Below are 24,719 nucleotides of genomic sequence, written 5' to 3'. Positions count from 1 at the left end.
CCCTCCATCATTTTACGAAATCAACACTTTCACTGCTTATGCCCCCAAGGAACGATTGGCGTTCATTCCACGTCATTGGCGGTAATTCATTTGTCAGTTCGATCATATCGATCGCCCCATCTGCCGGACAGACGATCGAGCAAAGATTACAGCCTACGCAATCCTCTTCGCGCACTCTCAAGAATGAGCTGCCTGACGTGTCCTTTAACATATCTATACATTGATGAGATGTATCTTCACACGCTATATGGCATTTATTGCAGTTAATGCACACATCATTATTAATGCGCGCAACGACCTTATAATTAAGATCTAAGTTCCCCCAGTCGGAATAGCGCGGTACGGACTTACCGACAATATCCATCACGGAGGATATCCCTTTTTCATCAAGATAATTGGACAGTCCATCGATCAAGTCTTCAACTATTCTAAAACCGTGATGCATGGCAGCCGTGCAAATTTGCACTCCAGTCGAACCCATCAGCAAAAATTCCACCGTATCCTGCCAATTTGAAATGCCGCCAATTCCCGAAATGGGAACATTGATCATTTTATTCCTTGCACACTCTGCCACCATATTCAAAGCAATCGGCTTCACAGCGGGACCGCAATACCCTCCGTGAGCACCCTTGCCGCCTACATGGGGAATCGTATTCCATGAATGGATATCCACTCCTGCCAAGCTGTTGATCGTATTGATCATGCTTATTGCATCCGCACCGCCGCGCACCGCCGCTTCGGCCGTAACCGTAATGTCGGTTATATTGGGTGTAAGCTTGACGATGACTGGTTTGGATGCAGCTTCCTTCGCCCAGTATGTTTGCTTTTCAACCAGTTCTGGAACCTGTCCCGAAGCAGCTCCCATCCCACGCTCTGCCATACCGTGCGGGCAGCCAAAGTTCAACTCGTAACCATCGACCCCTACATCTTCTATGCGCTTGATGATCTTATGCCACTTTTCCTGTTGTGGCTCCACCATCACCGATGCAATGATTGCATGATCAGGGAACCTCTTCTTCGTTTCATATATTTCCTTCAGATTCACTTCCAGCGGACGGTCCGTTATCAATTCTATATTGTTGAACCCGGCAACTCTTTGTCCATTAAAACTGACCGCTGCAAAACGTGATGAGACATTCAGGATGGGGTCACCCAATGTCTTCCAAACAGCTCCTCCCCAGCCAGCTTCAAATGCACGCTGAACTTGATAACCCGAATTAGTAGGTGGTGCTGAAGCAAGCCAAAAAGGATTGGGAGATTTAATACCTGCAAGATCAATTGATAAATCAGCCATGATAAGCCTCCTATTTTTCATAGTTATTTAAGCAATATCCACCGCTTCGCCCATCAAAATCGAGTCAATTTCATAGGCTGTCTTTTTCCCTTGTTGGGCAGCTGAAACAACCATTGCCTCACCTTGGCCTTTTCCGAAGATCACGTCACCGCACGCAAATATCTTTTCATTCGATGTCCTGTAGGAATCACCCTCCAATGTTACGACGCCATCATCATGTTGGATGCCGAACTGTTCAATCAATCCTACATACCTTGATTGGCCTATGGCACGAATGACGCCATCGACCGGAATGACGAACTCTGATCCGGTAATTTGGACTGGACGGCGCCGGCCATCTTCACCTGCCTCGCTAAGCACCATTTTTACGCACTCGATACCCGTTACCTGACCGCTTTCATCCGATAGGATCCTGGAGGGGGCAGTCAGCCAGTGAAAACCGACACCTTCTTGTTTGGCAAACTCATATTCAAAATCATAGGCAGTCATTTCCTTTTGGGTACGACGATAAATAATGCTCACCTGTTCGGCGCCCAGGCGAATAGAACAGGTCGCGGCATCGATCGCCGTGTTTCCAGCCCCAATCACCGCCATCTTCTTCCCAATGAATTTATCAGTGATTGTCCCTGTTTTCGTTGCCTTTACGAAATCGATTGCATCATAAACTTCAGCTAAATCCTCCCCTTCAATCCCAAGCTTAGGAACATCGGACATGCCTATCGCTAAAATGACCGCATCATGGTCGGCAGTCAGCTGATTTGCGGAAACATCCACCCCGACCCGTGTATTCGTTTTAATATCAACATCCAAACTCTTTACTTGTTCGACTTCCCAATAAGAAATGCTCTGAGGTAAACGGAACGATACAATTCCGTAAGTATTTAATCCGCCTGGATTCTTTTCAGCTTCGAAAATGGTTACACTGTAGCCAAGCAAGGCTAGCTCCCTTGCTGCAGACAAACCCGCCGGACCGCTTCCTACAATGGCAACTTTTTTGCCATTCTTCTTCCCGGCCTTGAATAGGGCTTGTTTATTTTGGATGGCCCAATCTGTGGAATAACGCTGGAGATTGCCGATCATGATCGGCTTTGTAGAATGGTTCAGGACACATGCCCCCTCACATAACTCTTCAGTCGGACATACCCGCGCACAGCTGGCACCGACAGGATTTGCCGTCATGATTGTCTTGGCCGATCCTTTAAAATTACCTGATGCTATCTTCTTGATAAAACCGGGAATATCTATTCCTGTCGGACAGGCTTGGATACATGGGGCATCATAGCAGTATAAACATCGATTTGATTCTTCCAAAGCTTCCCTTGGGGATAATCCCCTCTCCGCTTCCTGAAAGTTAATCTCTAGACCACCTTTTAACGGGCTCGTCATACTCATCCACTATTTCTCCTTCCAAACATTTATTTTTGAAAAATAAAAAGGGAGGAATTGCGTGCATTCTCTCTACTGTCCTCATATTTAAACGATTGAAAGCATTGCCAACATGGTTTCCATCAATTTAATCACCTAACAAGTCATGGCGATTTCCCAGCCAAAAACCTCTCATTTTGTTTATTATTTTCTCTCTCATTCTCTCACTGGCCACGCCCCGGTCCCTGTTTCCTTCAAACACAAAAAGCCCCCCCTACTAATCTTAAAAACTCAAATCCTGCTGATAAATCAGAGAATTGAGTATTCTTTATTCTATAATGTTGAAAAGCAAGTTACATTATACAAAGTGTAAAGTATTTCCAGGCACTAAATTTGCAATATGTAATATTCATGTTATATTTCCTAACAATAAGTGATAAACCTCGTCATTTTTCTACATCCAAACTTACTTTTCATCATACTTACTGATATTTTTGGCTGATTTGTTCCGATTACCTGCTTATCAACACTTTGTCCACATAAAAAAAAGCCCAGAAACGAAAATTCTTGGTTTCCTGGGTCTTTTCACTTTTATCCACAACTTATTCACATATTATATGGCGTTATTCTCTTTGTTTTTGCAGAACAGAGGCACTTCACCAAAAGTTATCCACATTAACGAATCGACTTTTCCACTTATCAACAACCCATTAACAATTTATCAACAGGCAGGCTCATTCCGGATGTATAACGTATCGTTTATATTTCTCATAATCGGTTTTCTTGCACTCAAGCTTTATTCGATATCCGAGTGCCTCATATTCAGTTTCCGTTATGTGGCCATTTTCATTGAAATAAGAAACCAGCTGCCCTTGATCAAATGGAATCAGCATTTCACAGTGAGTATAGTCGACAAAAATACGCTTGCGAATTTGATTTATCAATTCCTCGATGCCAACTTTGTTTTTTGCTGACATATATACAGAGCCACGATTCACCTGAGGGATAACCAAATCGGTAAGGTCCGATTTATTATACGCAAAGATCGTCGGAATCCCTTTAATGCCTATATCGTTTAAAGTCTTTTCCGTTATCTCTATTTGCTGCTCATGATTAGGATTGGAAAAATCGACAACATGGATCAACAGATCCGCTTCTACCACTTCTTCCAATGTGGATCGGAATGCCTTCACTAGATGATGCGGCAATTTAGACACAAATCCCACCGTATCCGTCAATAAGAATTCCTTTTTATCCGGCAGCGGAATGTTTCGGACGGACGTCTCAAGCGTAGCGAACAGCATATCCTTCTCCAACACCTGCTTCTCTGCAGTTGGATGGAACATCTCAATCAGTGCATTCATGATCGAAGATTTACCTGCATTGGTATAACCGACTAAGGATACGACAGGGATGGCATTCTTTTTCCGCTGTTTCCTCTGCGTTTGCCTGTGTGCAACAAGGTCTTCCAGTTCTTTATTCAAAACACTTATATTTTCCTCGATCCTCCTGCGGTCAAGCTCTAACTGCTTTTCACCTGCTCCTTTGTTTGTACCAACCCCGCCGCTCTGACGCCCTAGTGACTCCCTTAAACCAACGAGACGCGGGAGCATATACTGCAGCTTTGCCACTTCTACCTGAAGCTGTGCTTCCTTCGTTTTCGCCCGATGCGCAAAAATATCCAGAATCAAGATTGTCCGGTCAATCACCTTGCAATCCATGTCCCTCTCCAGATTACGAAGTTGCGAAGGGGAGAGCTGGTCATTAAAAATGACGACATTAGCTTCTTTATGCTCAACGAGATTTTTCACTTCCTCGATCTTCCCGGTACCGATAAAATGTGATGAGTTCACCCGATGCAAATTTTGTGTGATGGTCCCTGCAACCTCTACCTCACATGCTTCCGTTAAATTGGCCAATTCCTCCATCGAATACTCAAAATCCTTTGAACCGTTGAGATTGACTCCAACCAAGATTGCCCTCTGCTGTAATTCCATCATTTCAAATCCCTTCCGTACATACCTTACTCCCTATATTATACTTAAACAAACTGTCATGCTGCCTAAAAGCGAGCCACATTGCATACCAGGCATCGCTTGCATAACGGTTGCTGCCCTTAGCAAAGCGTTTTTATTGGACTTCCTTTTACTTTCAATAAAAAATATGACGACCGACTATTTTTTTCAAAGTTTCACATGAAACAATTGGAAAGCTCAAAATAAAAGCTCCCTGGTGCACCTTAAGATGCACCAGGGAGCCCATATTATTCTATTCTTTTATTCTCAATAACCTAAGACTGTTCAATGTAACTAATAGCGTCGCACCCATGTCGGCAAAAATCGCCATCCAAAGTGTTAACCAGCCCGGCGCTATCAATAATAAGGCCAGGACTTTAATCACCAATGAAAACGTGATGTTCTGCTTAATGATTTTTAATGTTTTGCGGCTTAAGCGGATTGTATAAGGCAGCTTCGATAAGTCATCACCCATTAAGGCAATATCGGCTGTTTCAAGTGCTGTATCCGTGCCCGCCCCTCCCATTGCGATTCCTACCGTGGAAGCTGCCAAGGCCGGAGCATCATTGACACCATCGCCTACCATGGCCACTCGATCGTATTTTTGTTTCCATCGTTTGATGATGGTCAATTTATCCTGCGGCAATAGCTCCGCCTCAATCTCATGAACGCCAGCTGCCGCTCCAATCGCTTTTGCCGTTCCGATATTATCGCCAGTCAGCATGATCGTTTTTTCAATGCCCAAAGCATGCAGTTTCCGAATGGCTTCCTTACTGCTTTCCCTTATTTCATCAGACACCGCGATGAGTGCCAGGAGCTTCACTTGATCGCCAAGCACCATCACCGTTTTCCCTGTATTTTGATAGCCACTGATTAATTTAAGCACATCATCAGAGAAAACGAAACCTGCCTCTTCCACAAAAAGGTGGGGTTTACCAATGTAATAGATTTCTTGATTGATTTTCCCCTTTATCCCTTTACCCGTGATCGCAGTAAAATCCTCCACCAATAAAGAATGATAGTCCACATCGGAGGTTTCCGCCTTTTGAAGAATGGCCGTAGCAAGGGGATGCTGTGATCTGCTTTCTAAAGCAGCGGCGATAGCCAGCACGTCCTGTTCATTCAACACATCAGATAACATTTTGAAATCGGTCACCTCAGGTACGCCCTTTGTTAAAGTACCCGTTTTATCAAACGCGATTGCCTTTAAGGCTCCCGCTTCCTCCAAATGGACCCCGCCTTTAATCAGCACACCATGTTTCGCAGCATTTCCGATTGCTGTCACGATGGCGATGGGCGTAGAAATGACCAAAGCACAAGGACAGCCGACAACCAGTACAGCCAATCCCCGATAAATCCATTCACTCCAATCCCCGTTCATCACGATCGGGGGTAATACCGCAATGGCCAGGGCAATGAGCATGATGGCCGGCGTATAAAATTTTGCGAATTTATCCACGAAGGCTTGGGAAGGAGCCTTTTCGGCCTGTGCTTCTTCAACAAGGTGGATGATTTTTGCAATCGTCGTATCCTCGACCCGCTTCGTGACCTCCACTTCGAGCAGCCCTTCACCATTTAGGGTTCCGGCAAATACTTCACCCTCAACCGTTTTAAAAACCGGCTCGGATTCACCAGTAATGGCTGCTTGATTAAGTGTCGAGGCGCCCTTCATGATCCGGCCATCCATTGCAAGCTTTTGACCAGGTTTAACGATCATGATGTCGCCCACTTCAATCTCATCAACAGCAACCATCATTTCATGATGCCCTCTGCGGATCAAAGCTTCTTTAGGTGCGATGTTCATTAATGATTCGATGGAATTACGTGCCTTATCCATCGAATATTTTTCCAATGCTTCACTTATCGCAAATAGAATGACGACGGTCGCGCCCTCGCCCCATTCACCAAGCACGGCCGCCCCGAAAATGGCAACCGTCATAAGGGTGTGCATATCAAAGCGAAGTCTTACAAGGTTTTTCAAACCATTGACAAATAATGAATATCCTCCAACTATGATTGCAGCCGCATAACCCATTACCGGCATGATGCTTCCATCAGCATATCGATTATCCAATATCCAGCTGATCAGCAATAAGATAACCGAAAACACCACTTTAATATTTTCTTTTTGCTTCCAAAATGGTTCCTTTTGAGTTGGCTGTTCCTGTTCACCGCGGATCTTCAGGTTATCGAAAGCTCCCGCCTTTTCAATCTGTTCAATGGTCGCGCTGCCCTGTACCGATATCTTCGAGGCGCCAAAGTTGATTTTGGCATCCTTCACACCCTCTAGTTCACGGACATTGCTCTCGAATTTAGCCGCACAATTCGTGCAGGATAGACCCTGGATACGATATGTTTTCATTGGGGACTCAGCCATCGGCCCTTACCTCCTGCTGATGTTCTAATGCAATGAGAATCAATTGCTTAATATGGTGATCATCCAAAGAATAAAAAGCCAACTTACCTTCTTTTCGATATTTTACGATTGCATGTTTATAAAGGGTACGAAGATGATGTGACGTCGTCGCCATCGAAGCACCAATGATATTGGCCAGATCGCACACACACAATTCCTCGTCCGTACAGAGCGCATAAGCTATCTTCGCCCTATTTTCATCGCCTATAACCTTGAACAGCTTCGACATGCTGGATATATCCACCTGGCCCATTTCCTCTTGAATGCGATTGACCTTCACTTCATCATGCAGGTGAACATCACATATATCTTTCAGTTCCGTCATCTTCTCACACCTCTCATTCAAATCTTCGTTTGATTATAATATAACATAATTCCCTGAATATTCAAATCCATATTTGAATGTATAAGAATCTTTTCCACTTCCCAAAGAAATTAATGAAAGTGCCCATATGTTTTTATATGTGGGCCATCGTTTTTTTGTTTCCCTTTTTGCTAACAAAAAGGTCATGCTGCCCTCTTCCCTGATCTTCAGGCGAAAAAAAGAAGGGACATAAATTCCTTTACGCCCCTTCAATCAATGATTTCAGTAATTACCTATCGTTACCTTGATACGTATAATATATTTAATTTAGTATTTTTTAGAAAAACTATGATATACTTAGTCAAACCTTTTTAAGCGTTTTACTTTACTTGTACCATTTACCCTGCTTATCGTTTAGCAGGGTTTTTTGTTATGTATTTTCACAAAACAAAAAAGACGGACCCTTTAAAAAGGATCCGTCTTTTTTGTTATTGAAATTATGCTTTTTGAACGTTAGAAGCTTGAGGTCCGCGTTGACCTTGTTCTACTTCAAAAGTAACTTCTTGGCCTTCGTCTAAAGATTTGAAACCTTCGCTTTGGATAGCTGAGAAATGTACGAATACGTCGTCTCCGTTTTCGCGTTCGATGAATCCAAAACCTTTTTCTGCGTTAAACCATTTTACTTTACCTTGTTCCATTGTTGTTGCCTCCTAGTGCATCTAAGCACAATGTATTACTATCCTTGCTCTAAGTCATCATCGAAAACGAAAAGTAGTACTTTTAGTATCCTTAGTACCGAACAAAAATAATTAAGACTAAGCATAACATTAAATGGTAGCGATTGCAAATAGTTTGGGGAAACTTTTTTTCAGCAATTTTTAATACTCTCTCAATTCGATTAAAAAATAAGCAGCAACGAAAGTGACTCTATCTATTACACATGAACTCTTACATGCATTACTCCAAACAAAAACCTCTCGTCATAACGAAAGGTTTTTGTAGATGTTTACATCAAATATTTATTTTTCCATAATGAACTTTTCTACCATTTCTTCTAAAATCGCCGATTCTTTTGCTAAATCTTCATTTTGTTCCTTCAATCCAGCCATTATGGTACTTTGTTGAATGGCAGCTGCCGAGATTTGCTCCGTTGTTGCGACTCCTTCTTCGGAAATCGCTGCAATTTCCTGTATGGATGCCAGGCTTTCATCCGAAGACTCATTGATTTTTTTCGAATGGGCGGCCAATTGTTCTGTGCCTTTCAGCAATTTCTCTACGGATTCGAATATCTTATTGAAAATCTCGCCATTGTTTTCCACTAAGGAAACACCATTTAGTATATCCTGAAAACTCTCATCATTATTTTGGATGACTTTGGCTGTTTGTTTATTAATCCGCATAATCGATTCTGAAATGATATCGATGGATTCATCGGTTTGCACAGCCAATTTCTGCACCTCTTGAGCGACTACGGCAAAACCTCTGCCAGCATTACCCGCCCGTGCCGCTTCTATGGACGCATTCAGGGACAGCAGGTTCGTTTGGGAAGCAATCACCCTTATTAAGCCAATCACTTCATTTATCTTCACTACATCCTCTTCCAGGCTCACCAAATTGGCTTTATTCGCTTGGCCGTTTTCCATGATTTTATCCATCTGGCTCGTTACATCTTGCACTTGTTTACTCCCTTGTTCAGCAAGTGTATTTGCATGCATCGTAAATTCATTCATTTCATTCGTTTGCTCGTTCATTAAACGGATCGTATCCGTTAAGTCACTGATCATATTGGAAATCCGGTCAATATGATGGGCACGTTCTTCCGAAGCCTTTGCTTCTTCCGTTGTCCCCGTCACTATCTGGCCATAGGATTCCACCATCTCTTCAAAGGATTGCTGAATGGAAACTGTCGTTTGATTCATCGTTTGGGCGTGTTCACGGACATTCTGGATAATATGGGACAAACTTAATCTCATATCTTCGAATCCATTTGACAGATCGCCAATCTCATCCTCTCTGCCAACGGGAATCGATTTACTTAAGTCCCCTTTTGCCATTTCATTCGTGTAACCAACAAGTTCATTGACGGGTCCCGAGATCTTTTTCCCGATGACAACGGCGCATAGCACACCCAATATAACGGCACTTGCAAGAAATAAGATATTATAGAATATCATTGTGCTTTTCAATTCATCAATGAAGCTTGCATCCATATCGATTCCGACAATCGCGTCCGTTCCTTCGATTGGCGTAAAGTACGACTTGTGTGTTCCCCACTTATCTTTATATATTTCACTCAAGACGTCTTCGCTTCCATTTATCGATTTTGCCTGTTCCGGTGTGAAGGGGGATTCCACCATATAGTCATCGCTGCCGCTCAAGGCTACAATCATGTCGGCATCATTCTCCCGCTTCAAAACATAAACATATTCAATTCCCTTTTTATCTTCAACAAAGGCATCCAGTTTCCGCTTAATCTCTTCGCCCCGTTCGGAAGCCTTGTTTATCAAAGTGGGATTGAGGCTCGCTGCTAAACTGTGGGCATTTTCAGAAAGGCGATCATCGAATTGCGGAAGGACATTCTCATTGATCATTTTATTAGTAATATAGGAAAAGCAAAGGCCCATGGCCCCTGCGAAAATCACGAAAGGAATAATATAAAACAAGAATAGTTTTGCCAATAGAGATTTTTTAGGATTCAGCTTTGAAAATCTCATTTCCATGCCCCCCCTTAGTTGAAAACCAGGTGTTTTATAGTCAAATATGGTATTAAATCCAAATGAAGCAATTGGAGATTTTCATTCAAATCCTCACTTCTATAAAAGATGATGGCCATGCTCCGGTCATTTTGAAAAGGAAGCTGCCTATATTCCAAAACATGTTCGAATTCATGACGAAGTCCATCATGATCAATACGTGCAACATCTTCCGGATTTATTTCAAGTGGAACCTCTGCAAAGAAAAAGCTATATATTCGATCGTCCATCTCTTCCAATATCCGATTCCAATCGGGTTTCGTTCCTGAAAAATAGTGTTCATACATATTCATTCCATAGGCATGGTAACCTAGATCCGTTGTACCCGCCCCAGCAAAACGCAGGGGATTGATTTCGATGGGTATCACCCGGTTTCCCTTTTTGCGGATTTCAAAGTGTACAGGATAATTCCTTAGCGGAAGGACCGTTTGGATATTCTTCATGAACTTCAATGCATCATGATAGATTTCATCAATGGCCAACTTCGAAGTATAATAAATTCGATCGGAAGTATCGTAATCATCCTTGAATAATCGTTTGAAGACATTCAAAATGACCGGTTCACCATCTTGATTGTAATAACCATCAATGGCATACTCTTCACCCTGAATCCACTCTTCTATTAAAACGGTCTGGGAACCGACCACTTCTGAATCATATAATCCATCCGAATGAAGTAAATCCGCTTTAAGCTGGTTCACGGCTATATCCCAATCCTGTTCATTCTTGACTTTGTGCACACCTACACTGGAATAGCCAATATTGGGTTTGATAACTACCGGAAACGGTATTTGATTTTTATCCAGCTCACTTATCATGGATAAATCGATATCTTGGAAATAGAAATCAGGATATAAAGATTTCGTCAAATTTCGCACCTGACTCTTATCCTTCAATAACTTTGACCAAATGTATTCATTGCTATTCGGTTGAAAATGCCCTAATAGTGTTATGCCATTTTCAGAGTTTGTAAGAATTCTTTTGTCCTTTTCCATGGACTTGAAAAATTCTGTATCCTTTTGAATGTTTAGCTTTTCTGATGTAAATGTGTCTCCCCATTGACCTTGTTCCAATACTGGAATTTGCTGTTCCTCTAACACCTTTAGAAGAATTGGCGACACAATCGACTCATTCAAAATAATCATTTTTTCCACCTAACTTATACTGTTTTTTGTATCTCCATATTTAATCGGTTAAAACCGGTAAGTTTTTAGCTTATATAGGTATTTATTATTAAAAACGAATTAAAAATCAAGATATAACTATATCTTTTTACCTATCAGTCATAGACTTGAGATCCTTACACATATTCCTTACTGTTAACCATCGAATATTTAATTTCCTTGTATCTTCATGAAAAAAAAGCCGACACTATTTTAAGTGTCTGCCATATTTTTTCAAATTTATCATTCAGAAAAGGTTCACCAAAATTTTCGTGGAATAACTAATACTCGTTCATATTCAATTCATAACTTCTTTATATACTTCTCTGTAATGAAAATCGAGAAAGGATGTATTTACATATGTCAGAAGCAAAAAAACAAAAAGGATGGCGCCAGTTCATTCGATTGGTTCAACAAACGAAGCCTTCCAAACTAATGATAGGGATAGCATTAGCATTAAGCCTAGGCACAACAGGTGTAGCTTTATTAGTCCCATTATTCACAAAAAATCTAATCAATGATTTTTCAGTCAGTTCACTAAACGCTGAAAGGATCACACTTCTCGTTTTTGCCATCATTGTTCAAGCATTGGCCAGTGGATTTTCCATCTATTTATTAAATCGGATCGGTCAATCCGTAGTGGCAGGTATCCGCGATCAACTATGGAAAAAATTACTCGTATTACCCGTGAGTTATTTTGATGATCATCCATCGGGGGAAACAGTCAGCCGAATGACAAATGATACAACTGTAGTGAAGGGATTAATCTCTGAACATCTCTCTAATTTCGTTACAGGAATCATTTCCATCGTAGGTTCCATGATCGTGTTATTCGTACTGGATTGGAAAATGACATTATTGATGTTCACTGCAATTCCACTCTCTGTTTTGATATTAATGCCGCTAGGGAAAAAAATGCACAAAATATCAAAAGGGATGCAGGACGAGACAGCAAGCTTCACCGCAGTCCTTCAGCAGGTTCTAACGGAAATACGTCTTGTTAAAGCATCAAATGCAGAAGCTTTGGAATATCAAAATGGCCAAAAAGGAATCCAGAAATTATTTCAATTCGGATTAAAAGAGGCAAAAATCCAAGCGTTGATTGCGCCGCTAATGAGTTTTGTCATGATGGCATTACTCGTCCTGATTTTAGGTTATGGGGGAATGCGTGTTTCTTCAGGAGCACTGACTGCTGGAGCTCTAGTTGCATTCATCATGTATCTTTTCCAAATAATCATGCCAATGGCTCAATTGGCCAGTTTCTTTACCCAATTCCAAAAAGCAACAGGTGCAACAGAGCGCATCATTTCCATTCTGGATTCTGTGGAGGAAGAAGATGCGAAGCAGCCCGTTCAAAATATGAGTCAATCTATCAGCGTGGATCACCTGAACTATAGTTACAATAATGGAGAACAGGTACTTAAAGATATAAGCTTTAACGTTGAGGCCGGTAAGGTCACTGCAATAGTCGGCCCAAGCGGCAGCGGAAAAACGACCCTTTTTTCATTATTCGAGCGTTTCTACAAACCACAGGAAGGATCCATATCCATAGGCGGGACATCCATAAATGATTTCACACTGCTTTCATGGAGAAGCCAGATTGGATATGTTTCACAAGAAAGCCCGATTGTATCCGGTACAATTCGAGATAATATTTGTTATGGCATCGATCGGGATATAACAGATGAAGAATTAAATCAAGTGGCTAAAATGGCGTATGCAGATCAATTCATTTCTGAGCTTCCGAACGGATATGATACAGAGGTCGGTGAAAGGGGCATGAAATTATCAGGCGGTCAAAGACAAAGAATTGCAATCGCCCGTGCATTTTTAAGAAACCCGAAAATATTAATGCTGGATGAAGCTACCTCCAGCCTGGACAGCAAATCAGAAAAAGTGGTTCAACAGGCATTAAATCATTTAATGAAAGGAAGAACAACAATAGTCATCGCCCACCGCCTATCGACCGTTATCAGTTCGGATCAAATCATCTTCCTTGAAAAAGGGAAAATAACAGGCAGCGGAACACATAAAGAGCTATATAATACGCACTCATTATATCGCGAATTTGCTGAACAGCAGTTGCACAAGCTTGAACTGGCCTAATTCGCCGAAGGGAAAGAAGAAGGATGACAAAAATATTGATAGTCGATGATGATGCACATATTCGCGAACTTATAAACCTGTTGTTAAGAAAAGAAGGCTTTGATCTATATGAAGCGTCAGATGGAATGCAAGCATTGAAAGTAATGGAAAAAGTGAAAATCGATTTGGCAGTCATCGATATTATGATGCCTAACATGGATGGATGGCAATTATGCAAAGAGTTACGGGAATTTAGTGATATCCCCATTTTAATGCTGACTGCAAAAGGGGAAACAACACAAAAAGTAAAAGGATTCGGGCTTGGGGCAGATGATTATCTTGTAAAGCCATTTGAACCGATCGAATTGGTTCTTAGAATAAAGGCATTATTAAAACGGTATAAAATCACTATTTCACAAACATTAAATATCGGCGAATTAAAGATGAATCGTAACACGCATGAAATGTCATTCAAAGAACAGGAATATACGATTCCATTAAAAGAATTCGAATTGCTGTTTAAATTAGCAAGCTATCCTGGAAAAACTTTTTCCAGGGAAGATCTTATCGAAGACATTTGGGGCTATGATTATGAAGGTGATGAACGAACTGTCGATGTTCATATAAAAAGAGTGAGGGAACGGTTTTCTGAATCGGAATTCCCCTTCCGGATTAAAACGATTTGGGGATTGGGCTACCGTTTGGAGATAACGAGATGAGAGGCAATCGATTTTTCAAACAAATGCTTGGCATGCTGTTTTTTGTAACGTTTATTTCAATTTCCTTTTCCGCCGGGTACTATATCATTGAGCTTTTGCCCTTAAGGTTAACCAATTATGTTCGGTATCTGGCTACAATCGTGACAAGCATCGCAATCATGATATTAATTGGTCACCTTATCCATGCTATCCATCATAATAAACGGGTAAATATTTACCTCGAGATCATAGATGCCTTAAGGAAAATAGCAAATGGCGATTATAATGTACAACTGGATTTTAATATGGACAAGAGAAACGAAATGACCGATATCATTAACCACTTCAATCACATGGCCAAACAATTGAAGCAAATGGAAGAAATGCGGCAGGAGTTCATCTCTAACGTCTCACATGAAATACAGTCGCCCCTTACCTCCATTGTAGGATTTGCCCAAGCACTTCAATTTAATAAGCTGACAATCGAAGAACGAAATCATTATCTTCATATAATAGAGACAGAGAGCAGGAGACTATCCAAATTAAGTGATAACCTTCTAAAGCTTACATCCCTTGAATCCGAGCATCATCCTTTTGAAAGGACAGATTTCCGGCTGGATCAGCAAATACGGACCATTATTTTGGCTTGTGAACCCGCTTGGTCGGACAAAGAACTCGAATTGGATATAACCTTGGAAAAGATTCCAATAGTGGCAGACCAGGATTTGATGAGCCAAGTATGGACAAATTTAATACACAATAGCATCAAATTCACCCGCCATCGCGGAAAGATCACGATTCGATTACAACAGATTGATGACCTGGCATCCATAACGATATCCGACAATGGAATCGGCATTTCCGAAACCGACCAGTTCCATATATTCGAGCGATTCTATAAAGCCGACCTGGCAAGGGAACGCTCAAAAAGCGGCAGCGGTTTAGGACTATCCATCGTGAAAAAGATTATAGAGATGCATGAAGGGACCATATCCGTGAAAAGCGAACTCGAAAAGGGAACGACCTTCACCATTCTGCTTCCTATTTCGTAAAGGGTTTTGTGATTGTTAAAAACCTTTTATAAATCATTCATGCTGCTGCTTTTTTTTAAAACACTGCCCGTTCGTTGATGATTATATTGTAATATCAACACTTCTACTAAAAGCAGGCGATTGAGTGATATTTTGCGGAAACTTCCTCAAAGATTGAAATAGGAATTGGATAATTTAATGATGCTAGTATTACTTATATTATAAACGTTGGGTACAAAAAACGAATTTGATACCCAACGATTAACAAGCCGGAAAAATTGTTGGTGGCAATAAATATGGACATTCCTCTTAAATTAAATCGTTATAATACCTGTATTATCTTTGATTAAACTTTATTTTATTGTTAGGAAAAGAACATACATCAAAAACAACAAAATAATATATCCATCAAAGAATTTAACTTTTTCACTTTGAAATTGATTATTTTTTCTTACCTTTATAAATAGAAAAGTTAATATAGATAGAAAAAATATTAAACCTGTTATGGTAGTAATTGGCGACACCATTACCTGAAAATAAGTTTCAGTAACCTTTTCTGGGAAATGCATGATGATCCTCATTATTTCATTCACCAAAAAGTGAAAAAAGATAGCCGGAACGATACTCCCGGTATAGATAGTTAATAGTGCAAGAGAAATACCCATTACAAATGCAAAAACAAAATTCCCTACCGTCATATGATAAATGCTAAAAATAAAAGCACTTAAAATTATGGCCGATTTTATGTTCATTCTCTGATATTGTTTTAATAATATACCCCTAAAAAGAACTTCTTCACTAATCGCCACTGAAAAGCCAATCATCATAATGCTGTAAAAACTTATGTTTTTACTACTCTCCATAAGTGTACCAACAATTTTTTCAGCAGTAAGCCATTCGTCCGTTAGTAGATAATGTTGGGTCCTACCAAAAAACACAGTTAGCATGTGAGCTATACTCCCCATTAAAATACCAAGAAGAATATATTTAATATGTACCTTATTAAGCCTAATGCTCGATAAGGTTATTTTTTTCTTTTTTAAGAAAAGAAAAAGAACATAGATAATAACCAGTTTACTTATAAAGAAAAATAATTGTTTGTTTATTTGCAAAAAAAGTTCTTGCAATGTAAGTTGGGCAAAAGGAAAAATAATCATAATTAGTATTGTTATATATAATATAAAGCGATGTGTTTGCTTAATATCAGTATCCATTCTTACCCCTTTGTTATACAATAATTTCAAAGAAGCCATTTTTTAGAATAAGGGTTTGTATTTGCACTTTTTTCAACTTATTTTATTGCCACTTTTTTATACTTAATGTAAGTTGCATTTCTTTGCTCTGTTTTTATCAAATTACCAGTTGGACTATATGTTTTTGGAGTTCCAGTCAATTTCCATGTTTCTTTGTATTGGTTCCATTTTTTCGTTGCCGAATATACCTTTTCTCCCCCACCAGAAATAACTAATTTACCAGCTATCTCCACCTTGAAGGTAAGGTTAAGACTCCAGTTTGTAGTATCAGTCACTTTTTTGTGAAAGACACTTGATTGTCGTTTATCTGTGGCTGTTTTCCAAGTATACTGATTACAAGTAGCACACACTGGAGATATACCAATTCTATTATTCGTCATCTCTCCTGTTTTTTCATCTACAAGTATAGGTATTTCTTGGCCTAAAGGTACATAAGAGTCTGATTGAGTTGTATACTCTGTCAGAAACTCAACTGATTGGCTTTCCTCTTTTAATTCAGTTGGAGAACTTGCAAAGGTTGATATGGGATTAAATCCAAACCAAAATACAGGAATTATTAATATAAAAAGGTATAGTAACTTCTTCATTTCTTCACCCCACCTAATATTTTTTCCTTAGATACCCGTTATGAATTTTTGATTTAATATCTTAAGTAGTTTGGTTGTAATATTTGTTATCTCGATTTTATCAAAAAACAAAAGCACAAGGAGTTCCAAATTTGGAACTCCTTGTGCTTTTGTTGAACTTAAACTATTTATGGAGTCGCAACCGTAAAGGTAAGGTCATTAAGGATGGAGAATCTGCCTTTTTGCCTATGGAGCTAGATCAGGCGGCATATATGGAGAGCTTATAACTTCAGGACCACATCGTTTCACTTCTAATATTGACAGAACCCCGAATAATGGCCACTTTAATAGAGATTCAGCTCTCCGATTTTTATTTATTTCCGCCAAAAAGTTGAACAGTCTGCTTTATCAAAAATATTATACTCTATCATTTTCTCAAGTAATGGGTAATCAACCGGACTGTCCCACTTGATACGTACCAACTGCTTGGTGTGATCATAGCCAGCCTGCACGATTTCATCAGAGAAATGATCGATCCCTGCCTTTTCAGGGGCAACAGCCAAATGATGTTTGGCTACGCTAAAGCCAATAATATATGTGTCATGATTGGTAAACATAGGCTGATTCCACGCAATCTTCGGCATTAGATGTGGAAATTTCTTAGTTACCCAAGCCAGGACTTCTTCCGTTCGTTCCCTATGTTGCGGGTTATCAATATTCGTTAAAAACTCTGCAAAGACTTCCATGCTATTCTCTCCTAAATTAAAAAAATTTTATGAAGACTTCATTTTCAACATCACCTAAATTTAATGCCAATATGGGTTTCTTTCAACAATGCACCATAGGAAGATCATTAACATTCCTCTAATGGATGCCATGACTACCAAATGATGAATTTGATAGATTGCATTACACTGCCACCGATTCTTATTACCTCGTTCTTATAATCCACTTGTCAACTTGAGAGGTTCTCGTTGTTTTAAACATATAAAATACCCCTTTGGCTAATCATAGCCAAAGGGGTAAAGCTTCGCAACTTTTTATAATCTACATTGCATTCATTCCAACTTACTCAACCGTTACACTTTTCGCGAGATTACGCGGTTTATCCACGTCACATTCGCGGTGCAAGGCTGCGTAGTAGGCAATGAGCTGCAGCGGGATAACAGAGATAAGGGGTGTTAATAGTTCATTCACTTCCGGGATGACGAAACGGTCATCCTCTTCTTCCAGACCCTTCATGGAAATGATGCAAGGGTTGGCGCCACGGGCAACCACTTCCTTCACATTACCACGGATGCTTAGGTTGACGCCTGCTTGAGTAGCCAGGGCTATGACAGGTGTACCTTCTTCAATCAAGGCAATCGTTCCATGTTTAAGCTCTCCGCCAGCAAAGCCTTCAGCCTGGATGTAAGAAATCTCCTTCAGCTTAAGTGCCCCTTCAAGTACAACATAGTAGTCAAGGGAACGGCCGATGAAGAAGCAGTTTCTCGTAACGGACAAATATTCACGGGCGATGTCTTCCATCTCTTCTTTCGAATCACATAGGGCTTCCATAGCCGTCGCAACGATTCCAAGCTCTTTTACAAGGTCGAAACCGTACTCCATGTTACGGAATTGGCCAGTTACATTCGCCAAGATGGATAAGACTGCCACTTGGGCTGTGTAGGCCTTTGTGGAGGCTACGGCAATTTCAGGACCAGCATGCAGCAAGAGCGTATAATCCGCCTCACGTGACAATGTAGAGCCAGGTACGTTCGTGATGGTCAGGGCTTTATGACCAAGCGCTTTGATGGACACTAACACGGCACGGCTATCTGCAGTTTCACCACTTTGTGAAATGAAGATGAATAGCGGTTTTTTCGATAATAACGGCATATTGTAAGTGAATTCAGATGCCACATGGACCTCAACCGGAATTTCAGTCATTTTTTCGATGAATTGCTTACCAATCAACCCTGCATGATAGCTGGTTCCGCAAGCGATGATATAAATACGGTCAGCCTCACTTACGGCTTCAGTAATGTTATAGTCGATTGCAAGTTTACCTTCTTCATTTTGGTATGCTTGAATGATTTTACGTATTACGGCTGGCTGCTCGTCGACTTCCTTGAGCATATAGTGAGGATACGTACCTTTTTCAATATCACTTGCATCCAGTTCAGCCGTGTAAGGAGCACGCATGACTTCTTCGTTGGAAAGGTTCTTGATCGTTACCTCTTCATTTGTCACGATAACCATTTCCTTATCCATCAGTTCAAGGAATTGATCTGTGACTTGCAGCATCGCCATTGCATCCGAAGCGACAACGTTAAAGTCTTTTCCGACACCGATCAGCAGCGGGCTTTTATTTTTGGCGACTAAGATGGTTTCATCATTTTCAGCATCCAATAGGGCAATGGCATATGAACCCTCTAATAGAGTGAGTGTTTGACGGAACGCCTCTTCCACTTCCATGCCCTCGTTCACAAACTTCTCTATGAGTTGAACGATGACTTCCGTATCCGTTTCACTTTTAAAGGCAACATCCTTCAAATATTCACGTTTTAGAATCGCATAGTTTTCAATGACCCCATTATGAACTAAAGTCAATCGACCTGAATTACTTTGGTGAGGATGGGCATTTTCACGGCTTGGCACACCATGTGTAGCCCAGCGCGTATGTCCTATTCCGGTATGCGCCATAGTATTTTCATCCACGGCTGCTCGTAAGTCCGCGATTCTTCCCTTTTCCTTAAAGATTGTCACTCCTGCTTCATTTCTCACAGCAATCCCTGAAGAGTCATAACCGCGGTATTCAAGTTTTTCAAGACCTTTTAATAAAATTTCCTTTGCATCGTTAAGTCCAATATATCCAACAATTCCACACATAATTTCTGTTCCTCCAACCGATTCGAGGGAACAGGAATGCACGGGGGCATCCCTGCCCCCTCATCTCTGATATATATTTTTATAAAGGAAATGCCCTAAAGCACTTTTTCCCATTGTGCATTTCCGACCCTTTGTGCAGTAAGTTGCCCTACTGTTTTAAGATTGGAATTACTGCGGCTGTGCACTTCAGCCGGGAGGTATCCGCCGATCATTCGATAAACCTCCTCCTCGTCAACTAAGTCATTTCTCGTCCAGACTTAGTTCAGGCGCTTTTGTGAATCCATTCTCTCCTTGCCTACCCTCCTTTTTAGAACAACCATTTTTAGAAAATGAGTTGTAAATCAGGATAATCATACCTTAAACAAGGGACATAGGTCAATTCTTTATTACCTTTACCAACAAAAAAGACTTCTTTATAAAAATAAAATATGCATAAAAGGAAATTTCGTTCCTTTTATGCATAGGATTAGTTATTCGTTCATTCCCATTTCCGCTCTTACAACTGCGACGATGCGATCTACATAATTAGTGCATTCCTCAGCTGTCGGTGCTTCAGCCATAACACGGACTAGAGGTTCAGTACCGGATGGTCTCACCAAAATGCGACCGTTTCCGTTCATTTCCCCTTCGACTGCCTTGATGACTTCCTGTACCTTTTCATTATCTGTTACAGCGTGTTTATCGGTAACTCTGACATTGATCAGCGTTTGTGGATATTTCTTCATCTCTCCAGCGAGCTCGGATAAGGTTTTTTGGGTGTCGCTCATGATGTTCACAAGCTGCAAGCCCGTCAATAAGCCATCTCCTGTCGTGTTATAGTCCAGGAAGATGATATGTCCGGATTGCTCTCCGCCAAGGTTATAGCCGCCTTTACGCATCTCCTCGACCACATAGCGATCCCCCACTGCCGTTTGGGCGCTTTGTATACCATGCTCTTCAAGACCTTTATAAAAACCAAGGTTACTCATGATCGTAGAAACCACTGTTCCCTGTTTCAAACGGTTATTATCTTTCAAGTATTTCGCACAGATATACATGATTTGGTCGCCGTCCACTATATTACCTTTTTCATCTATTGCAATGACACGGTCTCCGTCGCCATCAAATGCAAGCCCAACATCCGCACCTTTTTCTTTTAAGAATTCAGCAAGTGCCTCAGGGTGGGTGGAACCTACCTTATCATTAATGTTCAAGCCATTGGGCGATGCCCCCATTGTAGAGATGTCTGCATCAAGATCTGCAAACAAATGCATGGCCAAGGCAGATGTAGCCCCATGTGCACAATCAAGAGCAACATGAATGCCTGTAAAATCTTCATCCACTGATTGTTTCAAATACTGGAGATACTTTTGCCCTCCTTCGAAATAATCGTTCAAATGGCCTAAATCTCCGCCAACCGGGCGTGGAAGCTCATCCTTTTCCTTATCTAATAGTGCTTCAATTTCCGCTTCTTGATCATCGGATAACTTAAACCCATCCGGTCCAAAGAATTTAATGCCATTATCCGCTACCGGATTATGCGAAGCGGAAATCATGACACCTGCTTCAGCACTTAAGGCCTTTGTTAAATAGGCTACTCCCGGTGTCGAAATGACACCCAGGCGCATCACTTCAGCCCCAATGGATAAAAGACCTGCAACAAGCGCACCTTCCAGCATTTCACCTGAAATACGAGTATCGCGCCCTATAAGCACTTTGGGTTTTTCTGTATTTCTAGTAAGGACGTAGCCACCAAAACGGCCTAGTTTAAATGCCAACTCCGGTGTTAACTCGCTATTCGCTATACCCCTTACTCCGTCTGTTCCAAAATATTTACCCATCTTTATCGCTCCTTCTTCGAATCGTTACTGAATTTAATGATGATGTTAAAGGAAGGTCATGTCTCTTCGTCTTTTTGTGTGATGGTGACCGAAACCGTTTTAGAATCCAGTTCCCATTCCACTCCCTCAGGCACTTTTACCGCCAGATCCACATCATGCGTACCTTCATCTAAATTACTCACATCTACTGTAAGATTAATGTCGTCTTTAGTTATTTTCTTCAAATCATCCGCCTCACCAAGCAAAGTGATGCTGGTTACATCGGATTCCAATTCGGCATCTTGGTCATCCCGTATGCCCACAGGAACTATTTGTATATCGTTGAAAGTTTTGGACTCAATGGCAGCCGCTTCATCTTCTTCTTCTGGTTCTGGTTTTTCTTCGACTATTTGTTCTTCTTGTTTTTGTTCGGTTTCTGGTTCTTCCTCTTCCACGACTGGCTCTGCATTCTCTTCATCTACATCAACTTTTTCTGTACGAATCTTGACCTGCGCCTTACCCAAGGACATTTTTTGTACACTATCCGGTTTATTAAGATCGAGTTCCAGTTCTGTATCACCATCAATTTTCGAGATATTTACAGGAAGATTTATTTCATCTATTTTCTCCAGGCTCGTTTCCGAACCAAATAAGGTGACCTCTTTTGGATCGACGCTTATACTCGTGATCCTGATGCCATCCTTTGCCTTGCCGATTTGCTTCGGTGCTATCGACACCGTCTTGGAAGGAATGCTCACTTTTAAGGAAACGGCAACAGAAGATGGCTCGATCGTCACATCCAGCTTATTCAAATCCCTGTCCAAGGCTTTAACGGTTGCCTTACTGTTCACCGTTTCGTTAAGTCCCTTACTTATTTCAAGATTTGCCTTTACATAGGAGATTTGTTCAATTGCATCTTTAGCACCCGTTATTTTAACAGTTTTCGGGCTGACTGTTGGCTGACCAGCTGTATACCCCTCTTCAAGTAAAGAGCTGTTATACTCGGCTTCAACGGAGAATTCCTTCGTCACCCGTTCCTGAACGTTGACTTCCGCATATTCCGGATCGATCGTCGCCACTAACTTTTCATTCAACTCACTTATTTTAAATGTGACAGTTCTATCCCCCATTGAGATTGCAGGATCAGAAAGGTCTACATACACTTTAAAATCCCTTTGGTTTTTCGCATTAATCAATAGGCTTTTTGCTCCCTTTAGAGTAACATCAACTGTCTCAGGCACCCCGCTCACCACTAGATTCTCGCGGTCATAGTACACTTCAACCGGTACATTTTCAATGGTCTCCGTACTGATTTCAGGGGCAGTCGATAAACCAAGGGATTTTTTATCCGACTCCATCTCAAAGTTAATGGAAATGAACAAAAGTGCTGCCAAGGCAAAAGCTACGATTCTCATAAACCAAGCGCTATTGGTGAATTTATCCATTCTTTTTCCCCCTCCAGTTAAAGATGCTTGAGGAAGTTGATTTGATATTTTCCACTACCAGTTCACTTGTAAGCATGGCCCTAAATGATTCTTGATTCAAATCCCGGTAAAGTTCCCCGTTTTTAGTGACGGATATTCCTCCCGTTTCTTCTGATACGACGATCGTCAGACTATCCGTAACTTCACTCATGCCTATGGCTGCCCTATGCCGTGTGCCAAGTTCCTTTGATATGAATGGACTCTCTGATAATGGCAAATAGCAAGCTGCAGCTGCCACCTGGTTATTTTGTAAAATAACTGCGCCATCATGGAGCGGCGTATTAGGGATGAAGATATTAATGAGCAGTTCTGAAGAAATATAGGATTTCAGAGGTATCCCCGTTTCAACATAATCCCCCAGCTCCGTACCTTTTTCTATCGTAATCAAGGCACCAATCCGCCTTTTTGCCATATAGGTGGACGCCTTTAGGATTTCCTCGACTAAACGCTCTTGCTGATTCTCTTCTGGAACGGTGCCCCTTGCAAAGAGCTTCCCGCGTCCTAATTGTTCAAGTGCCCTTCTCAGTTCAGGTTGAAAAATGACGAGAATTGCCAATACTCCCCAATTCATGACTTGTGCCATTAACCATCCGAGTGTATTGAAACCAAACAGGTTGCTTAAGCTTTTTACAATGACAATTACAAAAATTCCTTTTAGCAGCTGAATAGCCTTCGTGCCTCGAATAATAGTTAACAATTTATATATCACAAACCATACAAGGAGAATATCAATGAAATTTACTACATAGTCCCAAACAGTCAAATTGGTTAAAGACATGTTGTTTCCTCCAGTCAGTATTACTCCAAATACCAATTACAATCTTTATTTACAATAACCTTAATAGTATACCATTTTTTAAATGATTCATCTAAAAACTAGTGTGAGAAATTTACACAGGAAAAAAGAACCATTAAAAATGGTTCCCCTTCCTTAAAAAAATAAAGCTGGGCGAAGTCATCGTAAATCAAAAACGATGCCCCTGCCCAGCTTCTATTCCTTATTCCTTTTTCTCCTCTTTGGCAGGAACCAACGAGGTTGCAGTGTCCTTCACTTTATACCACATCCACTCAAAAGCTTGGTCAATAACATGGATGCTTCCGGTCACATTACCTGCTTTAGACATATACTTATGCCCATTTATGACTGTCACATCTCCCTCTACTTCACCATCTATTTGAATATTACCATTTTGAACTACCACATTTCCCTTGATTGTCTCACCCTCAGGCACAATAACCGTTTCACCTTCGACCACTAAGTTAGGCTGCTTTGAAACTGAAAAATGTTCGTCCTGATTATAAGTGGAAAAAACAGATCCTGTCATCAATATGATGAACATCGCTGCCGCTGTCATGAAAGGATGGCTTTTGAACCAACGTTTGGCACCTGTTGTTTTCGTTTCCTTTGGCAATTGAGCCATAACCTTCGCTGTAAAATCATCCGGGGCCTTTATATGGGAAGTGCTTTGTACAAGAGCGACCGCCTTTTTCATTTCATGAAAGTAATCCCGGCATTCAGCACAGTCATGCAAGTGCTCCCGTAAAACTTCTTTATGCTCCGGTTTGATGTCCTCATCTAAATAATCATGCATATATTCAATGATTTCCTCATGGCAGTTCAT

Annotated in this window: 19 protein-coding genes; 3 read left to right on the top strand and 16 right to left on the bottom strand. The window is 41.0% G+C overall.

Translation table 11 applies throughout. The features are described 5' to 3' along the window. Positions 1-7 precede the first annotated feature (7 nt). The 8 genes from preA to MKX49_RS26840 form a co-directional block, all read right to left on the bottom strand. A complete protein-coding gene (preA, locus tag MKX49_RS26875; protein ID WP_340878300.1) occupies positions 8-1,294 on the bottom strand; it encodes an NAD-dependent dihydropyrimidine dehydrogenase subunit PreA in 1,287 nt (428 codons plus the stop codon). Between the two features lie 27 nt (positions 1,295-1,321). Then, positions 1,322-2,680, bottom strand: coding sequence for an NAD(P)-dependent oxidoreductase (locus tag MKX49_RS26870; protein WP_404826769.1), 1,359 nt, complete (start codon positions 2,678-2,680; stop codon positions 1,322-1,324). 713 nt (positions 2,681-3,393) lie between these two features. Then, positions 3,394-4,659: a GTPase HflX gene (gene hflX, locus MKX49_RS26865; RefSeq protein ID WP_340878299.1), complete on the bottom strand. Its 1,266-nt coding sequence runs from the start codon at positions 4,657-4,659 to the stop codon at positions 3,394-3,396. Positions 4,660-4,927: 268 nt separating this feature from the next. Beyond that, the gene (locus MKX49_RS26860; protein ID WP_340878298.1) at positions 4,928-7,051 is read right to left on the bottom strand and encodes a heavy metal translocating P-type ATPase; all 2,124 of its coding nucleotides are present in this window, start codon (positions 7,049-7,051) and stop codon (positions 4,928-4,930) included. Then, entirely contained in the window at positions 7,044-7,415 is a 372-nt protein-coding gene (locus tag MKX49_RS26855; protein WP_048685756.1) for an ArsR/SmtB family transcription factor, read from the bottom strand. Before MKX49_RS26855 ends, MKX49_RS26860 begins: the two co-directional genes overlap by 8 nt. Positions 7,416-7,891: 476 nt before the next feature. Then, entirely contained in the window at positions 7,892-8,092 is a 201-nt protein-coding gene (locus tag MKX49_RS26850; protein ID WP_034304915.1) for a cold-shock protein, read from the bottom strand. Between the two features lie 321 nt (positions 8,093-8,413). Beyond that, positions 8,414-10,108: a methyl-accepting chemotaxis protein gene (locus MKX49_RS26845; RefSeq protein ID WP_340878297.1), complete on the bottom strand. Its 1,695-nt coding sequence runs from the start codon at positions 10,106-10,108 to the stop codon at positions 8,414-8,416. A gap of 14 nt (positions 10,109-10,122) precedes the next feature. Continuing rightward, positions 10,123-11,292, bottom strand: a complete 1,170-nt coding sequence (locus MKX49_RS26840; RefSeq protein WP_340878296.1) for an ATP-grasp domain-containing protein — start codon at positions 11,290-11,292, stop codon at positions 10,123-10,125. A gap of 366 nt (positions 11,293-11,658) precedes the next feature. Between MKX49_RS26840 and MKX49_RS26835 the strand changes: the two genes are divergently transcribed. From MKX49_RS26835 to MKX49_RS26825, 3 genes are read left to right on the top strand one after another with little or no spacing between them, the layout of a single operon-like run. Continuing rightward, positions 11,659-13,416 (top strand): ABC transporter ATP-binding protein, encoded by a 1,758-nt coding sequence (locus MKX49_RS26835; RefSeq protein WP_252268224.1) that lies wholly within the window; start codon positions 11,659-11,661, stop codon positions 13,414-13,416. Positions 13,417-13,439: 23 nt separating this feature from the next. Then, entirely contained in the window at positions 13,440-14,114 is a 675-nt protein-coding gene (locus tag MKX49_RS26830) for a response regulator transcription factor (RefSeq protein WP_340878295.1), read from the top strand. Then, the gene (locus MKX49_RS26825; RefSeq protein ID WP_323599452.1) at positions 14,111-15,145 is read left to right on the top strand and encodes a sensor histidine kinase; all 1,035 of its coding nucleotides are present in this window, start codon (positions 14,111-14,113) and stop codon (positions 15,143-15,145) included. The genes MKX49_RS26830 and MKX49_RS26825 overlap by 4 nt, the downstream gene beginning before the upstream one ends. Before the next feature lie 332 nt (positions 15,146-15,477). On the opposite strand, the gene MKX49_RS26820 is transcribed toward MKX49_RS26825, so the two are convergent. The 8 genes from MKX49_RS26820 to MKX49_RS26785 all read right to left on the bottom strand — a co-directional run bounded on the left by MKX49_RS26820 (position 15,478) and on the right by MKX49_RS26785 (position 24,719). Further along, positions 15,478-16,338: a CPBP family intramembrane glutamic endopeptidase gene (locus MKX49_RS26820; RefSeq protein WP_340878294.1), complete on the bottom strand. Its 861-nt coding sequence runs from the start codon at positions 16,336-16,338 to the stop codon at positions 15,478-15,480. Between the two features lie 77 nt (positions 16,339-16,415). After that, positions 16,416-16,964 (bottom strand): hypothetical protein, encoded by a 549-nt coding sequence (locus tag MKX49_RS26815; protein WP_340878293.1) that lies wholly within the window; start codon positions 16,962-16,964, stop codon positions 16,416-16,418. 353 nt (positions 16,965-17,317) lie between these two features. Next, positions 17,318-17,689 (bottom strand): iron chaperone, encoded by a 372-nt coding sequence (locus MKX49_RS26810; RefSeq protein WP_323599449.1) that lies wholly within the window; start codon positions 17,687-17,689, stop codon positions 17,318-17,320. Between the two features lie 322 nt (positions 17,690-18,011). Further along, positions 18,012-19,814 (bottom strand): glutamine--fructose-6-phosphate transaminase (isomerizing), encoded by a 1,803-nt coding sequence (gene glmS, locus MKX49_RS26805; RefSeq protein ID WP_072274057.1) that lies wholly within the window; start codon positions 19,812-19,814, stop codon positions 18,012-18,014. Positions 19,815-20,284: 470 nt separating this feature from the next. Then, positions 20,285-21,634, bottom strand: coding sequence for a phosphoglucosamine mutase (gene glmM, locus MKX49_RS26800; protein WP_034304929.1), 1,350 nt, complete (start codon positions 21,632-21,634; stop codon positions 20,285-20,287). 56 nt (positions 21,635-21,690) lie between these two features. Beyond that, a complete protein-coding gene (locus MKX49_RS26795) occupies positions 21,691-23,058 on the bottom strand; it encodes a CdaR family protein (RefSeq protein WP_340878291.1) in 1,368 nt (455 codons plus the stop codon). Continuing rightward, the gene (gene cdaA, locus MKX49_RS26790; protein WP_034304935.1) at positions 23,051-23,875 is read right to left on the bottom strand and encodes a diadenylate cyclase CdaA; all 825 of its coding nucleotides are present in this window, start codon (positions 23,873-23,875) and stop codon (positions 23,051-23,053) included. The genes MKX49_RS26795 and cdaA overlap by 8 nt, the downstream gene beginning before the upstream one ends. A gap of 220 nt (positions 23,876-24,095) precedes the next feature. Next, positions 24,096-24,719 (bottom strand): anti-sigma factor family protein, encoded by a 624-nt coding sequence (locus MKX49_RS26785; RefSeq protein ID WP_048685729.1) that lies wholly within the window; start codon positions 24,717-24,719, stop codon positions 24,096-24,098.

The sequence above is a fragment of the Peribacillus sp. FSL M8-0224 genome, from assembly GCF_038003055.1.
In the GTDB taxonomy this organism is placed as follows: Bacteria; Bacillota; Bacilli; order Bacillales; family DSM-1321; genus Peribacillus; species Peribacillus frigoritolerans.
This window is presented reverse-complemented; position numbering and strand designations above follow the sequence as displayed.

Coding starts and splice junctions, on each gene's coding strand:
- preA (WP_340878300.1), bottom strand. CDS start 1,294: ATGGCTGATTTATCAATTGATCTTGCAGGTATTAAATCTCCCAATCCT.
- MKX49_RS26870 (WP_404826769.1), bottom strand. CDS start 2,680: ATGACGAGCCCGTTAAAAGGTGGTCTAGAGATTAACTTTCAGGAAGCG.
- hflX (WP_340878299.1), bottom strand. CDS start 4,659: ATGATGGAATTACAGCAGAGGGCAATCTTGGTTGGAGTCAATCTCAAC.
- MKX49_RS26860 (WP_340878298.1), bottom strand. CDS start 7,051: ATGGCTGAGTCCCCAATGAAAACATATCGTATCCAGGGTCTATCCTGC.
- MKX49_RS26855 (WP_048685756.1), bottom strand. CDS start 7,415: ATGACGGAACTGAAAGATATATGTGATGTTCACCTGCATGATGAAGTG.
- MKX49_RS26850 (WP_034304915.1), bottom strand. CDS start 8,092: ATGGAACAAGGTAAAGTAAAATGGTTTAACGCAGAAAAAGGTTTTGGA.
- MKX49_RS26845 (WP_340878297.1), bottom strand. CDS start 10,108: ATGAGATTTTCAAAGCTGAATCCTAAAAAATCTCTATTGGCAAAACTA.
- MKX49_RS26840 (WP_340878296.1), bottom strand. CDS start 11,292: ATGATTATTTTGAATGAGTCGATTGTGTCGCCAATTCTTCTAAAGGTG.
- MKX49_RS26835 (WP_252268224.1), top strand. CDS start 11,659: ATGTATTTACATATGTCAGAAGCAAAAAAACAAAAAGGATGGCGCCAG.
- MKX49_RS26830 (WP_340878295.1), top strand. CDS start 13,440: ATGACAAAAATATTGATAGTCGATGATGATGCACATATTCGCGAACTT.
- MKX49_RS26825 (WP_323599452.1), top strand. CDS start 14,111: ATGAGAGGCAATCGATTTTTCAAACAAATGCTTGGCATGCTGTTTTTT.
- MKX49_RS26820 (WP_340878294.1), bottom strand. CDS start 16,338: ATGGATACTGATATTAAGCAAACACATCGCTTTATATTATATATAACA.
- MKX49_RS26815 (WP_340878293.1), bottom strand. CDS start 16,964: ATGAAGAAGTTACTATACCTTTTTATATTAATAATTCCTGTATTTTGG.
- MKX49_RS26810 (WP_323599449.1), bottom strand. CDS start 17,689: ATGGAAGTCTTTGCAGAGTTTTTAACGAATATTGATAACCCGCAACAT.
- glmS (WP_072274057.1), bottom strand. CDS start 19,814: ATGTGTGGAATTGTTGGATATATTGGACTTAACGATGCAAAGGAAATT.
- glmM (WP_034304929.1), bottom strand. CDS start 21,634: ATGGGTAAATATTTTGGAACAGACGGAGTAAGGGGTATAGCGAATAGC.
- MKX49_RS26795 (WP_340878291.1), bottom strand. CDS start 23,058: ATGGATAAATTCACCAATAGCGCTTGGTTTATGAGAATCGTAGCTTTT.
- cdaA (WP_034304935.1), bottom strand. CDS start 23,875: ATGTCTTTAACCAATTTGACTGTTTGGGACTATGTAGTAAATTTCATT.
- MKX49_RS26785 (WP_048685729.1), bottom strand. CDS start 24,719: ATGAACTGCCATGAGGAAATCATTGAATATATGCATGATTATTTAGAT.